At 36.8% G+C, this 15,671-nt stretch carries 13 protein-coding genes; all 13 read right to left on the reverse strand.

The genetic code is table 11. The features are described 5' to 3' along the window. Nucleotides 1-36 precede the first annotated feature (36 nt). Nucleotides 37-1,782: a hypothetical protein gene (locus HN014_RS02990; RefSeq protein ID WP_176027409.1), complete on the reverse strand. Its 1,746-nt coding sequence runs from the start codon at nucleotides 1,780-1,782 to the stop codon at nucleotides 37-39. Nucleotides 1,783-1,797: 15 nt separating this feature from the next. Further along, a complete protein-coding gene (locus tag HN014_RS02995) occupies nucleotides 1,798-3,117 on the reverse strand; it encodes a glycosyltransferase family 39 protein (protein WP_176027410.1) in 1,320 nt (439 codons plus the stop codon). Between the two features lie 92 nt (nucleotides 3,118-3,209). Then, nucleotides 3,210-4,304: a glycosyltransferase gene (locus HN014_RS03000; RefSeq protein ID WP_176027411.1), complete on the reverse strand. Its 1,095-nt coding sequence runs from the start codon at nucleotides 4,302-4,304 to the stop codon at nucleotides 3,210-3,212. Beyond that, nucleotides 4,301-5,134 (reverse strand): FkbM family methyltransferase, encoded by an 834-nt coding sequence (locus tag HN014_RS03005; protein WP_176027412.1) that lies wholly within the window; start codon nucleotides 5,132-5,134, stop codon nucleotides 4,301-4,303. Before HN014_RS03005 ends, HN014_RS03000 begins: the two co-directional genes overlap by 4 nt. Nucleotides 5,135-5,187: 53 nt before the next feature. Next, on the reverse strand, nucleotides 5,188-6,630 hold the full coding sequence (locus tag HN014_RS03010) for a lipopolysaccharide biosynthesis protein (RefSeq protein ID WP_176027413.1): 1,443 nt from the start codon (nucleotides 6,628-6,630) through the stop codon (nucleotides 5,188-5,190). Nucleotides 6,631-6,724: 94 nt separating this feature from the next. After that, nucleotides 6,725-7,696 (reverse strand): Gfo/Idh/MocA family protein, encoded by a 972-nt coding sequence (locus tag HN014_RS03015; RefSeq protein ID WP_176027414.1) that lies wholly within the window; start codon nucleotides 7,694-7,696, stop codon nucleotides 6,725-6,727. A 5-nt stretch (nucleotides 7,697-7,701) separates the two neighbouring features. Beyond that, nucleotides 7,702-8,286 (reverse strand): acyltransferase, encoded by a 585-nt coding sequence (locus tag HN014_RS03020; protein WP_176027415.1) that lies wholly within the window; start codon nucleotides 8,284-8,286, stop codon nucleotides 7,702-7,704. A gap of 25 nt (nucleotides 8,287-8,311) precedes the next feature. Beyond that, nucleotides 8,312-8,884, reverse strand: a complete 573-nt coding sequence (locus HN014_RS03025; protein WP_176027416.1) for a hypothetical protein — start codon at nucleotides 8,882-8,884, stop codon at nucleotides 8,312-8,314. 753 nt (nucleotides 8,885-9,637) lie between these two features. Next, entirely contained in the window at nucleotides 9,638-10,381 is a 744-nt protein-coding gene (locus HN014_RS03030; protein WP_176027417.1) for a DUF6261 family protein, read from the reverse strand. Between the two features lie 374 nt (nucleotides 10,382-10,755). Beyond that, nucleotides 10,756-11,337 carry an alkylphosphonate utilization protein gene (locus HN014_RS03035; RefSeq protein ID WP_176027418.1) on the reverse strand — a complete coding sequence of 194 codons (582 nt, stop codon included), beginning with the start codon at nucleotides 11,335-11,337 and terminating at the stop codon, nucleotides 10,756-10,758. Between the two features lie 145 nt (nucleotides 11,338-11,482). Then, on the reverse strand, nucleotides 11,483-12,157 hold the full coding sequence (locus HN014_RS03040; protein WP_176027419.1) for an HAD family hydrolase: 675 nt from the start codon (nucleotides 12,155-12,157) through the stop codon (nucleotides 11,483-11,485). 226 nt (nucleotides 12,158-12,383) lie between these two features. Beyond that, on the reverse strand, nucleotides 12,384-14,447 hold the full coding sequence (locus HN014_RS03045; protein ID WP_176027420.1) for a thiamine pyrophosphate-dependent enzyme: 2,064 nt from the start codon (nucleotides 14,445-14,447) through the stop codon (nucleotides 12,384-12,386). Nucleotides 14,448-14,610: 163 nt separating this feature from the next. Next, the gene (locus HN014_RS03050) at nucleotides 14,611-15,669 is read right to left on the reverse strand and encodes a branched-chain amino acid aminotransferase (RefSeq protein ID WP_176027421.1); all 1,059 of its coding nucleotides are present in this window, start codon (nucleotides 15,667-15,669) and stop codon (nucleotides 14,611-14,613) included. Between the last annotated feature and the right edge of the window lie 2 nt (nucleotides 15,670-15,671).

Genomic DNA, 15,671 nt, shown 5'->3' on the forward strand with positions numbered 1-15,671 from the left:
TAGTGAATATATCAGGGGATTATGGTATCTGATTTCTCATACGTATTCTTTTTCTTTTTTCTTTTTTACAGATTGTATATTGTGTACTAATGATAAGCTCATCAGAAGAGCATCCCGCTCTTTCTCTACTGTGTAGGGAGATAGTTCTGTGAGCTGTTTTTCTATTTTTGCCAAATTAAAGTAAGGGACATCACTCAATGTTTTATACAGGGCTTGCTGATTACTTTTTATCCCTGATATAATCCCCAGATTATCCAAGTTTGTTTTGGTTACTTTGCGTTTCAATCGTTTGGTTAGAAAAGGAATCATAATGTTGTGATGATACCGCATCTCTCTAACATCAATAGGGCGATACCCTTTTCCTGTCATCTGATGGTAGATGGTCTCATTCGTTTTTTTGATAATATCTGCATAGAGATACTGTCCTTTCATCCTTTTTAGAGGGTTGTTGGTAAAAAAATCATTGTTCGCTCCTGCATATTGACTTTGCAATAGCTCTCTGATAAAATTAAAGTCTAAAAAAGGAGTCCTAACGGTGAGGTATTGCTGTTGTGCGACAATCCACTGTCCAAAAAACTTCCTGAAGGTCTCTTCAAAAACAAAAGAGTAAAACTGCTGATTGACAGAAAGCTCCTTAGGCAATCCTTTTTTATAGGCAATGATTTCTTCCAGTAGCTCTTTTAACTCCATAAGAAACTCATTTTTAACCAATACCTCCAATACAGGAGAATTTCGGAGTCTTTCTATTAATTCCTGCTCTCTTTCAATTCGAAAAACATCTGCTAATGCATGGGAAGTAACAGCTCCTGTTGTATGAAGTGCTCTAAATAACTCACTCCCTATAACACCTGAAATCAGATATCTGGATTCCTTACTCACTTGTCTGGCACTATACAAAAAATGAGCGTATAAAAATCCATTCCCCTGATATCCTGATGATAAATACTTTTGGGCATTTGCATAGTACTTATTGTTATAATAGTCTTCAGTTCCTAAATCAAAATAATGATATGGGATGCCTAATTCTTCGGCATTAAGCATTGGAATTCGCACATCGTCATTTTCTATTTTACCAAATGAAAAGGTTCTGAAGTTTTTGTTTAGATGTGTCGCACAACTAACCAGTGTTCTACCATCAAATCCACTGGTAAAAGCGATATTAAAAAAGTCATCAGGGAAATACGTCTTGACAGTATTGATAAACAAGTCACTCAATGTACCGGCAACCTTACTTCCTTCATTAGGGAAACTGGTAAATAGCCTTCTGGTTTCAAAATGTTTAATTACAGAAACGCTATTCTCCTGAAATGTCAAAAATGTATGACATGGCAATAAGTGAATTTCCTGGTATAAGGTTCTATTAAAAAAGCCATAGTTAAACAATAAACACTCCAGAATATATTTTTTATCAATCGTATATTCTGTATTTTTCCATTTCTGTATCCACGAAATTGAAGAAGAGAATATCGTTTTGTCCTTATGATAGAAAATAGGTAATATACTAAGGAAACTGCTGTACAATGATAGTCGCTCGCCTCTGATTACTATAGCATAAAAATTTCCTCTGCATCGGGGAATCGCATGGTCCTCCATGTCTTTGAGGTTTTCTATAGAGTCTATAAAATCGCCCAGAAGAATCACCTTTACATCATTGTATTCTATAATAGTATACGTATCATTTGTCATCAACTCCCAATGCCTGGATAATTGTATAGAAGTTCCTGAAAACACTTTCCTCTGATACGATTTTACTGAAGTATTAAAAAGAATAAATTCACCCATGATCCTCATTTTTAATTATAAAAGTCCTCGATTTGATAGTTTAAATACATTCCACATAAAAATGGCCAGAAAAATAAATCCCAAATACAGTATCCATTGTTGCTTTTTTCTTTTGTGATCGGCGATAATACCATCAGACATGAATACAATTAAAAACGGAAGGGATAAGATCTGGAATCTATCCTGAAATGAGATTCCTGATATTGCCAGAATAACGATATAGATAATCGAAAAGCTAAGTATAAAAATCGTCTCCCTATTACGTAGTTTAACCGCCCTATACAATCCAAGAAATACAAAGAAGTACAGACTATTCCTTATAATTTCATTCTGATAATGTGCATAAATCCCCAATTGCGCCTCTTCAAAATCCAAGACAGAAGGGAAAGGTGTTATAATTGCCCCTACAATTAACAAGGGGGCTATTAAGGCTGCTGCATAGGTAATCCCTCTATTTTTAGAAGCCGTGGATAATTCCGTTCCGAATTGATTCTTACTTGCTTCTATCAATGGTTCCAGATGTTTATCCATTGATAATGTATTGACCACATATATACTACCTGCAATAAAAATGGCTGTTATCAATCCTGAAAAGAAACGATATCGTTTCTTTTTAGTCTTATAAAATACCAACTGCATCAATACACAGCAAAAAAGTAGGGGCGCTAAAATTGTCCGGAAATAAAAAACAACTCCAAAATGGCATAAAATAATCAATACATACAGAAGTAAAAACCTGCTTTGATTGATAATTTTAGTTGTATAATAAGCTGTATTAACAATGAGAAATATCAAGACTGTTTCTTTAAGAAAAATTCCTCCAAACCATAATAAGGGAGGCATCAGCATGGTAATAACACCTGCCAGCCGAGCTCTTTTCTCATCATATGCAAAAGCTGTAATTTGATAGATTCTGACAACAGTAAAAGCCCCTATAAGAGCATTAAATATTTTGATAACCAGAATATTCTTCCCCAGGAAAGAATACAGGGTACCAATTAATATCGAAAACCCGTAATCGGCTTCACTTTTCCAGAAATAAGAAAGTTGCTCAAAGATATCATCTCCTCCGTGTATTGCATTTGCCACAATAACACCTGAGTAGTGGTAGTTCCAGGAATCTGACGCTGATATCTCCAGAGGTAAATTTGCCGGATCATAGAGCATTGTCAACCAATACATCCCTAATACCCCCAATAATCGATACAACAGACTATGCATAAATATCGACTGTTTGAAATGTGGTTGATGCTTCCAGGATTTATTATAAGCATATACTCCTAAAAAAAAGAACACAATAATCCCTACTCCTGTAAATAAAATTGGTAAAGGCATAATATAAGACGGAAAAAAGAGCATATGAAATAGTAATATGCTAAGTGCAAAGCATATTGATATGTCTGTATATCTTTTATTCCAATCCATTATTACACGATATAGTTTACTAAGTATTCTCTGGCAATTGTTTTTATCTGATAATGATTCTCAAAACATTTTTTGGCATTATCTGACAAGCGTTCTTTTTCTTTCTCCGGCAATGCGATATAACGTCTGATCGCATCACTCATTGAATCCACTTCCATGTCAGGGGTAATAAATCCGTTATAGTTTTCTTTAATAATATCTACTAAACCTCCTGCCGGAGTTGTAATAACAGGAACTCCCATTGACAATGCTTCTAATACTACAATGGGCATTCCTTCCTGTACGGAACTAACCACTAATGCATCTGTCTCTTTTAGAAAATCAGCTGCTTTTTCTTGCTCTCCGGCCAGAAAAACATTGGGTGCATTAATCGCAATCACCTCATCTGTTAATTGTTTATTTAGTGGCAATCCAACTTGCACGCACATTACTTCTGGATTTGTACCTGCGATCTCTTTAAAACTCTGGGATAGCAGCTTAAAGTTTTTATGCCGGTTTATATTACCAATCGCTAAAAACCGAACTCCTTTTTTAGGAACTTTAGAGAAGCTATTCCAGAAATCTTTAATTGCGACCATGTTCCTTTTAGGAATGTACGGATGAATTCCATTTCTGATTACTGTACTTTTCAATTTGGGATATGTCCGGCGTAATTCATTATAGATACTGGTTGTTACACATACATGCATTATTTTATTATTGAGATACCGGAGTCTGTTAACCCATACAAATACCTTTTTCCAGTTATCAAAGCTACTGTGAACCGTGTGTATATATTTTACATTTCTGTACAGACATGAAATAGCAAACACATAATAAAAAGGATTGTGTAAATGCACGTGAATTACCTTCGGTCCGATAGCATGGATATGCCGATATAATTCCATAAATTGCCGAATGGAATACTTCTTCTTCCACCCTAATGGAACGATCTTGATATCAGGATGTACATTTCGTATATAATTGCGAAGACTATTTGTCTGTCCCAGCAATACGATGGTTACTCTATTGGCTCGTACTTGTTCATTTGCCAACTGTACTACAAAGTTCTCGGCTCCTCCAATGTTCAAGGTCGATATGACATGTACGATATTCATACCTCTTGTGTCCCGTATATCCAGCTATCAACTACTTCATGTCCTGTGGTGTTATAAGTGACTAAAAAGCCATTGTTCTCTAAAAATTCTGCCATGGTTTTTTTGATATTTCGCTGATCATCAAACAAAAAGTCATGGCATGAAACGGCTATGTTTTTTGTAATTTTTATAGCCTTTTGCATTCCTTCTATCATCTGTAATTCAGACCCTTCTATATTGACTTTGAGAAAATCAATTGTATGAATATTTCGCTCAGTAATCAGGTGATCCAATGTTACCCCATCTACTGCAATCCCTTTAGCTTCCTTATTAACCGCATCTACCTGATAGGTGTCGGATTCTTCTATCCATACTTTTTGATTACTATCTGTTATCGCCAGATGCAAGTTCTCTGATATATCAATCTTATTCTTCTTACACAAACTTTCTAACCGGCTGTGACTGGCAGCACTTGCCTCTACAGAATATATTTGTCCCTGATGGGCTGTCTTTTCATAAAAATACAGGGTTTCTGTACCAATACCAGCTCCGATATCCAGAATAACATCTCCTTTTTTGGGAATATAATATTGGCAGGCAATGCGTTCTATACTGGCAAACAATTTATCTTTACTAAAGTTAAAATATGGTTTAGGTACTATATAGAGGTACTCCCCATTGTCTTTTAACCAGTACATATCATAATCCGGATCATATTCTACCTCATTTGTTTTATTCATCAGGATTTTACTGGCAAACTCCATTAAGGAGGCTTTCTTTTTCTTGTTTCTCAAAAAAAACATGATGATATTTAGCCCCCCAGCGATCCCTTTTTTAAGCATATTTTTCATTTCAAAAATGGTTTTATTTGGTTTGTGTTTTTTTTCATATCACCTTTGCTTCTTTATTTTGATTTTAATTTCTTCATAAGGATTTCCTGAATTTCCGTAAGTTCTCTGAACTTAAACACATAAGCGAGCACGATGTAAAATCCTAAATTCATAATGACCCCGACTACCAATTGTATAAGCCCCGAAGGCAGCCCTCTGCATATTAAAAAAGTTAATGCTCCAATTCCTACGCTAGTCATGATATAGGGAGCCAAATCTTTTAGTTGCTCTAATGCCGGATAATTAATATACTTGCGGGTATAGTAGGTATTGATAAAAAAGCCTACAAAGGATACTCCTACATATCCTATAGTCATTGGAATCAGTCCTAATCTATAGGTAAGTACAATTGCAATAACTGTCAATAGGTTTTTGATAAGTTCTAATCTCAAAAACAGATCAGAACGCCCTTTTGCATTGAGAAAATTGAGGTTGATATATTGCATCGGATGAAACACTATTTCTAATGACAATATCTGCAACAACACTACTGTTGGCAACCATTTTTCTGTAAGAAGTGTTTTGATTAATGGTTCTGCACAAAACAGTAAAATAACAATCACCGGGGCTAATAAAAAACCTGTGAGCCGAATACTTCTCACCATCAATAGCTTTACTTTGTCTTGTTCTTCAATAACCTTTACCATAATCGGGAAGGTTACATTTTGTAAAATTGAAGCCACTAAAGTAGCCGGGATTTGCTTGAACAAAGTAGCTCGTGTAAAATACCCCAACTCTTCTGCTTTGTATACTTTTCCTATAATAATAAGGTAGCAATTCTTAAAAAAGATCTTTACTAATTCCGAAAGCATGAGATTCCCTCCAAACCCGAACATACTCCTGAATGCTTTTTTATCAAAAATCAATAACGGTTTCCATCTGTTCATACTCCAATACATCACAGAGGTAACCAGTGTTCTCGTTACGTATTGATATACCAATGCCCACACACCATAGCCTGTCAATGCCAAAAATATCCCTACTATTCCTGAGACTATAATAGCAGCTATATTGACAACTGCCTGTGTCTTAAAGTTTACCTGAGTGGTCAACATTGCCTTATGTACAATAGTGGTAGAGATAATGACGATACTGACCCCTATGACTTTTATAAGTTTCTCTAATACCGGTTCTCCATAGAAATTGGCAATGAGTTTTGACGAAAAAAAGAGTATACTGTACAGTATTCCGCTTATCAATAGGTTAAAGTAAAGTATGGTAGAATAATCGCGCTTATTCACTTCTTTTTTTTGTACCAGAGCCGTATAAAATCCACTGTCAACAAGAGATTGAGAAACTGCCATAAAAATGGCAATCATCCCAATAAGCCCGTAATCTTTGGGCATAAGAATTCTTGCCAAAACCACTCCTAACCCAAACTGAATTAGTAAGGTGGTAAATTTATCGACACTACTCCACACCAGTCCATCTTTTGTTTTCTGGGTTAATGTGCTCACTGGTTTTCGTAATTTTTAATCATAATTATTTCATTCTAATTAGCGTTTTGATTACTCTTACTGACTTTATTGAGTATCAAATATTGCTACCGGATCAGGCGTATTGCTTCTCCAGGATTGGTTTTTTCAAAAACGGATGATAATCTCCTTTCAGGGATACAATTTCTGCCTCTCTGACATCATGGATAATCTCAATAGAAGGTCTGGCATCAACTAATCCATATCCCTCTCCTCTGAGGATGCCTTTATAGCTTTCTGTATGTAATTCTGTAAATCCGGTGCTAAACTCTATCGCATTACCATCTACTTCTATCGATCTGTAGGTGCGTTGTCCTTTTTCTTTTATCTCATTAGGGATATTCGCATAATCAATGGAAAGAAACCATCGGACTCTGGCTCTCTCTAATTCGAGATATCCAGCGGCAGAATCTTTTGTATGCAGATGTACTCTATTGTCCGTTACACCACCAAAGATCCAACATAACATATCGAAAAAGTGTACTCCAATATTGGTAGCGACACCACCGGATTTGCTAACATCTCCTTTCCATGAACTATTATACCAACTTCCTCTGGAAGTTAGATATGTCAGATCAATATCGTAGATTTTATCCTTGGGACCGTTATCGACTTGTTCTTTTAATGCCAGAATACTCGGGTGTAATCGTAATTGAAGAATGGTATGTACCCTATTTCCCGATTCTTTTTCTATATCTATCAAAGGTTTTATATTCCATGGATTGAGTACAAGTGGTTTCTCGCAGATGGCATCAGATCCCCTCCTAAGCGCCATACGAATATGGGAATCATGCAAATAATTGGGGGTACAAATACTCACATAATCTGTATGAATCCCTTTTCTCCTTTGTAGTTTTTCTATATGCCTATCGAATCGTTCAAATTCGACAAAGAAATCTGTATTCGGAAAATAACTGTCCAAAATCCCGACACTGTCAAATTTATCTAAAGCAGCTATCAAATTATTATTAGTTTCTCTTATCGCTTTCAGGTGTTTTGGTGCGATGTATCCTGCTGCGCCCATTAATGCAAAATTCTTTCCTCCCATATGATTTATATCTTAGTTACCAGTTCATTATTAATACGATATTGTTCTTTACTTTCCGGACATATTGCCAGTCCGTCGGCATTAAATTCCAGCCGGTGTCCATACTCACTCATCCACCCTATTTGTGTTGCAGGATTACCAACAACCAATGCATAAGGTTTTATATCTTTTGTTACTACAGCTCCTGCTCCTATAAAAGAGAAGGCTCCGATATCATGCCCGCATACTATGGTAGCATTTGCACCTATAGTAGCGCCTTTACCCACATGTGTTTTGCTATACTGCCCCCTCCTGTTTACTGCACTTCTGGGATTGGTTACATTCGTAAATACACAAGACGGTCCTAAAAACACATCATCTTCACAGGTTACCCCGGTGTACACAGAAACATTGTTTTGTATTTTCACATTATTCCCTAATACGACCTCTGGAGAAATCACTACATTCTGTCCTATATTACATCCTGCTCCGATATAGCAATTACTCATAATGTGTGAAAAATGCCATATTTTAGTTTTTTCCCCTATGCGGCAATCTTCATCCACTACAGCTGTATCATGCACGAAATATTTTACTGTTGTATCAATCATACTATTTCTATTTTTTTATTTATAGCTACATCCAGATGATGGTAGATACTGAGTGCTGAAAATGATTCGCATTTCCAGTACTGTTATTAATCAGGGCGAATTTTGCCAGGCTCATAAAATTGAATCGAACAGATTCATTTATTTTGAAATTAATTCCAAAACCAAAATTTAGCGTGACATTCATTGTACTGTCAAAAAAGCTTCCTCCTGCTCCTCCTGTAAGAAATCCATCATACCAGGAGTGACGCGGGTCTAAAAAGTAGTTGGTTGTATAATTCTTAAATAAAGCATCAATTGCCAGGTAATTTGTATTTACTGTATTCAATTCACTGTTAATCATTTTTCCCTGAGTAAACTCATTTAATGTCATGTTTAACTCTACTCCATAGTCATATTCAAATCGTTTCTCTCCTGATACTTTTATCAATCGGGAGATATTCCAATTATCCTCTATATTCAGCATCTGACTCAATTGGGTTCCGGAATTATCAACTACATTAAACCCAAGACCAAACACCCATGAATGTGATTCTTGTGCTCTTCCTTCGCATATGTACCAAAACATACACCCCATAAAAACAATTCGTATCCATTGCATATTGAATATTTATATTTCATTGAATAGAGATCTTTTATCAAAAAGATAAGCCCATTGAAATATCATCTGGTCACATATATTGATATGCAAACCGTACTAGTATGTATAGACAGAGATTTAGAAGTAGCGTATTGTTTCGGCTTCATCCCAAAAATAATTTTGAGCAAATCTTAACTATATTACATAGTACTATTATGTAATAGAAGCGATACTATCATGGGGATTGATACAAATTATTTCTTTAGAATTAACTAAACTACTATGGTTTAAAATTAACTATTATTTACTCGAAAAGTATACTGTTTTTCCTCAAACCTTATACTGCATATATTTATAAAACAACCACTTACTACACACAAAGCCTCCTATTCCGCATCTTTTATCAGCAAATAGCTCTTATATTTTCTCTGGAAAATTTCTTCTTTTTTTTAAAAAAACAAAAGAAACCCTTAGCTGATTCGTTGCATTTTTATTTCCTTTTTTAATAAAAAGGCACAGGCACCTTCTATCTAATATTATACATACTTTTTTTAGCTTATACATATCTATTACCTATGGCTAAAAGCGCTCATAAGAATTAAACATAATGGAAAGGTTTCTTTTATTTCCTTCTATTCTTTTTTTCCAACAAAAAAACAGTAACCATTTCAATAACAGCTACTGTCATCTATCAAAAAATTTTTATTTCCTGAATATGAATTGTCTATAAACAGGAATTATGTCGTACTATAAACATGCCTTTTTATACCCGGATTAGAAGTTTTGTCCATCACTGGATACTACCTGACTGGATACCTTGGTCGCTGCTCTGTTCTCTATGACCTGATTATACTGCCCTGCTAAAACATCTATTTGATTGACCAGAATCGGATATACTTCATGATTACCCAGGGTAGCATGTGCTTCGATATGGCGCATGAGAATCCGATAAGCATCTGTTGCTTCTTTTCGCAACTCTTTAATATCATATACCTGGTTTGCTGCAGTTTCTTCTACTCTTTCCAGATAGCTATGAGTAAATAATGTATTCGCTGATTTTAGTTCTGTGACCCAGGATTCTAAATGTAACCTCCGCACAGATGCTACCAGTTCTCGATCGTTTTCTAATTCATCTATAATATTATCCAGTGTTGCCGTTTCTTCCTGATAGCTCATCCGCTGAATACTGGTTCCATGTGCCTGTATCATAGAAAGAATGGCTCTTCCTGCTTCTGCTACTGCTGCTTTAAAATGATAAGTATATGCCTCTGCAAGGGTTTTTATCCCTACAATAGCTCTATCTCTTCGTTCATCTAATAAGATGATTTCCTGAGTAAGAGTGCTTCCTTTTTCTTGTTGAAAAGCAGCGTCTATTTTTTCTACTGGTGCTTCTAATGCTGCTTTCTGGGTCGTTAATTGTAATGTGTTTAGGTCTTGCTGAACTAATAAAGACAGTATGTCTTTCATGTACTGCAAAAAACCTCCATGGCGGAATCGGCTAAGATATGGAGTATTCATACTAAAAATATTTAAGTTAGTTATACATTATTTGATGACAACGCATCAAATTGTTTTTTAATTTAAAAACTAACTAGCACATTTTCAATATTTTAACACTTAATACATGTATGTTTTTTGCTTTTTACCACAAACCCTTCTTCTTCTTACAATAAAACCATCCTGCAATATGATGTTCTTCGTCATCAGGGCACAAAATATTCCTTCAGATAGGTGGAGCATATCAACAGGATACGAATCTCTGCTGCAGTTGTGTTATCCCCGTCGTCGGTGGACGAAACCTTCCTGCAGTCGTGCTGAAGCTGTCGTCGAACAATAAAATGATCTTGTTTTGATGCGGAGTGAATATTAGAATATGAATCTTCTGGCAATTTTTATGTTTTCTTAACAAATTTGGTAAGAATAACGATGTGCTGACCGTTTACTCTTCCTTCTATTTGTTCGGCATTATCCTGCACCAAAGAAATATTTCGAACAGCAGTTCCTCTTTTAGCCGTAAAATTAGCTCCTTTGACATTGAGGTCTTTTATTAACACAACACTATCTCCTGTCTGTAGTGTGGCTCCATTGCTATCAATATGCCGAATTGTATCTTCATCTTCTTTTCCTTCTCCGGTAGCTGCTGCCCAGGAAGCGGTTTCCTCATCCAAATACATCATATCTAGTAAATCCTGTGGCCAGCCTTCTGCCTTTAACCGATGTAGCAGCCTCCATGCCATTACCTGTACAGCGGGCACTGGACTCCACATACTATCATTAAGGCATCTCCAGTGATTCACATCCATGGTCTCCGGGATTGTAATCTGATCTGTACATACCTTACATGCCCAGATACTTGTATCGATCGTAGGCGTGCTTACCGGAGGAACTGCATATGCTGCTAATTGCTCCGTATTACCACATAATTCACAGCTGGCATTGCTTCGTTGCAGAAGCTCCTTATCTATCTTCGTCATATTTCCTATCGTAATGTTATTGATATCACTACAGATATCATAGCACAAAATGCAATAATACTATTTATCCTTTGAATTAAGAGGGATTAACTATTTTTTTTGCATGTGCTATCATCTCATCCTGGCAAGAAGCTCCTCTTGTTGTTTATGAGCAACTGGTAACTGCCAGTAAGATAGATTGCAGCTCCTTGCAAGTATCGATCATATAGGTAGGATTTTCTGCCTGCAAGGCTTCTTTTTTACGAAATCCCCAACTGACAGCAATACTGTCCATTCCTGCATTCTTAGCAGTTTGAATATCAACTTCCGTATCTCCGATCATTACAATATCTGCCATCGGTAGTCCGAACTTTCCTGCCAGGGCTATCGCTCCAGAAGGCTCTGGTTTTCTGTATTCCTTACTTTGCCCAATAACCATATCGAATCGTACCTCCGGGAAATAATGTTTAACACATGCAACAGCCAGATAATGAACTTTGTTCGTCAATACACCTAGCCGAACTCCAGATGATTTTAAGGAGATTAATGTTTCTCTGATGCCTTTATAGGCTTTGCATTTCTCAGTATAATGTTTTTCATACAACTCTTTGAAACGCTCCACCATAGGAGCAATATGATCTTCCGTTTGCTTTTCTGCTGGAAGCGACCTTTTGATAAGATTACGGGTTCCGGAACCTATAAAACTTTTGTAGTCATCTAATGTATGACCTGGAAATCCATACTCCTCCAATAATTGATTTACTAAATACCCGTAAAGATTAATAGTATTTAGCAGGGTTCCATCCAAATCGAACAGTACCCCTTGATACGTTTTTTTCATGATGATTGATTTATGATGATTGACTCATAGAACGTAAAGACGCTCTATATATTAGTACCCAAAGAAGAAAATTTGTTACTAGAAATATTGTAAGATTAATCGTTCTTTTCCTCTGCAAACCTAACAATCCCGCTACTCATCTATTAGTGAAAAAGTTAGCTATAAAAAAACACCTGAGATGCTAAAAGAATCTACAGGTGTTCTTGTAATATAAATGGTTGTTATATTAATACGCTAATAACTCCAATACTTTGGCTTTGACTTTTTCTGCCGATGGAATCATGGTTTGTTCCAGGGTACTATTTAATGGAATTGCCGGCATATTCTCAGATCCTATTGTCATCACAGGAGCATCCAGAGACTTGAAACATTCTTCCTGTATTTTCCCTGCTAATGCTCTGGCAAACGAATTATTACTAGGTTCTTCGGTAACGACAAGACATTTTTTTGTTTTTCGCACAGAGGTCATAATCGTTTCTTCATCGAGTGGATACAGTGTTCTTAAGTCTACTATTTCTACTACTTCTTTATAATCTTTTGTCGCTTGCAACGCCCAATGTACTCCCATTCCATAGGTAATTATGGTTAGCGTTTCCTTTTCTTCCTGCTCCCAAATACGCTGAACAATATTTGCTTTTCCAAAAGGTAGTACATAATCTTCTGCTGGTTCTATGGTTCTTGCTGCTTCTGTCCCTTTGACCTTGGACCAGTATAGTCCTTTGTGTTCTAGTATCACAACTGGATTTGGGTCGTGATATGCTGCTTTCATCAATCCTTTTAGATCCGCTCCATTACTAGGGTATGCAATCTTAATACCTCTAATATTGGTAATTACAGATTCTACAGAAGAAGAATGATAAGGTCCTCCGCTTCCATAGGCTCCGATTGGCACTCTAAGAATCATAGAAACCGGCCATTTTCCATTGGATAAATAGCACGAACGGCTAACTTCTGTAAACAACTGGTTTAATCCCGGCCATATATAATCTGCAAACTGAACTTCTACAATTGGTTTTAATCCTACTGCTGACATTCCTACGGTCGACCCCACTATAAATGCTTCTTGTATAGGGGTATTAAAGACACGTTCATCTCCGAATTTCTGTGCTAAGGTTGCAGCTTCTCTGAATACTCCTCCTAAACGTCCTCCTACATCCTGACCATATAACAAACAAGCTTTATCTTCTCTCATCAACTCTTCAACAGCAAATAAGGCACAATCGACCATTACCACCTCATCTTTATCCTTTGGAGCACGTTCTCCTGCTTCTTCTGTGATCGGTGTAGGAGCAAAGTCATGTGTAAATAAATCTTCTGGTTTTGGATCTTCTGCTTTCATAGCTTCTTCCAAATCCTTTTGCACGGTTTCTTTTGCCGAATTTTCTATAGCAACTACCGCTTCTTCTGTAAATCCATTATCCAATAGTTGTTTACGAAGTACCGGGTATGGATCACGTGTTCTGGCTTCTTCCAGATCATCTCTATACCATTCCATTCGCACACCTGAGGTATGATGGTTTAACAAAGGTACTTTGGCATGCACCAACATTGGGCGACGTTCTTCACGAATCACACGGATCGCTTCCTGCACCGCCAGGTAACTTTCTATAAAATTAGCTCCGTCAATAGAAATAGCATCCAACCCATTAAATCCTCTGGCATACTCAAAAGCATTTTGCGCTCTTGTCTCTGCTTCATTAGCAGAAATATCCCACCCATTATCCTGTACCAGGTATAAAATCGGTAGTTGCTTCAAAGCTGCCATCTGGAATGCTTCTGCGATTTCTCCTTCTGTTACAGAAGCATCTCCCAGAGAACAAACCACTAATGGTTTTTCTTTTATTTCTTTATCATCTATACCTACTAATTCTTTGTACTGTAATCCCAAAGCTACTCCTGTAGAAGGAATTGCCTGCATTCCAGTAGCAGAAGACTGATGTGGAATTTTTGGTTTATCCTCATCTCGTAAGCTCGGATGTGAATAATAGGTTCTTCCTCCTGAAAACGGGTCTTCTTTTTTAGCTAACAATTGCAACATTAACTCATAGGGGCGCATTCCTATTCCTAATAACATAGCGTCATCGCGATAATACGGAAAGGCATAATCCTGTGGTAATAACTGAAGGGCGGTAGCTATCTGAATCGCTTCATGTCCTCTGGAGGTAGCATGAACATATTTGGATACTACCTTAAAATTTTCTTCATATAGTTCTGCCATTGATTTTGCCGTACACAACATATCAAATGCCTTTTGTAGAACTTCTTTTGCAATTGTTTTTTCTGCTAACATCTCTTTATGTTTTGTATTTTGGGATGCTTATTTCATTTCGCATCTCCAAAAGGATTATTTTATTGACACCACCAAAGGGTATCATACCCCGAGGCTTGTCTTGAAATTGAAAATTTGTTTCCAACTAATGCCTCGTGGGCTCGCCCTGAGGTCGTTTGCTTTTTTATTCAGTTACCGGAATAATCCATCCATATGGATCTTCTTGTTTTTGCGCCTTGATTTCATTAATGGTATTCATGATATCTTCACTTACTGGGTTTTCTTCCGGTAATACCAATTCCTCATCTTTATATCCTATGGCCGCTACCATTGCAATTGCTACGGCAGTTCCTGTACCAAATACTTCTTCCAGCATTCCTTCTTTGTGATACCCTATCACCTCATCTATCGTAATTGGACGTTCTTCCACTTCGAATCCTTTATCTTTCAATAAAGTAATAACACTGTCTCTGGTGATTCCTTTCAGGATAGATCCGTCCGTACTCGGAGTTATGAAACGCCCTCCTATCTTAAAGAAAATATTCATGGTTCCTACTTCCTGAATATATTTATGCTCATTCGCATCTAACCATAATACTTGATCAAAGCCTTTGGCTTTAGCTTTTTCGGTAGGAACAATCGCTGCTGCATAGTTCCCAGCTGCTTTTGCTTCTCCAGTTCCTCCATTTGCTGCACGGATATAAGTGGTCTCTGCAAATAATCGTATTTTTTTTGTAAAAAATGGTCCGGCAGGAGAACAAATCACAATAAATTTATAGCTGGTTGCTGCTCGCATTCCTATAAAAGGTTCATCGGCATACATAAACGGTCGCAGGTATAAGGCACTTCCTTCTTGAGGAGGAATCCATCCTTTCTCTACAGCTACCAATTGCTTTACCGCATCCACAAATAAGGTTTCAGGTATTTCTGGCATTCCCATTCGATCCGCACTAAGATTAAGTCGTTTGGCATTGTCCTCTGGTCTAAATAACAAAGGGGTATTATTTTTTCCAACGGTTGCTTTCATCCCTTCGAATATTGCTTGCCCATAATGCAATGCCATTGCTGCCGGATGTGTAGGAATTAATGTTAATGGTTCTATTCTGGGGTTTGTCCATTTTCCATCTTCATACTCACAGATAAACATATGATCTGTGAATGTTTTCCCTAAGGGGATATTATCAAAGTCAACGGTCGCTAAACGAGAAGCCTCTGTTTTTGTTATCGTAATGTTATGTCCCATGT

Origin of the sequence: Aquimarina sp. TRL1 (assembly GCF_013365535.1) — a bacterium.
GTDB classification, from domain to species: Bacteria; Bacteroidota; Bacteroidia; order Flavobacteriales; family Flavobacteriaceae; genus Aquimarina; species Aquimarina hainanensis.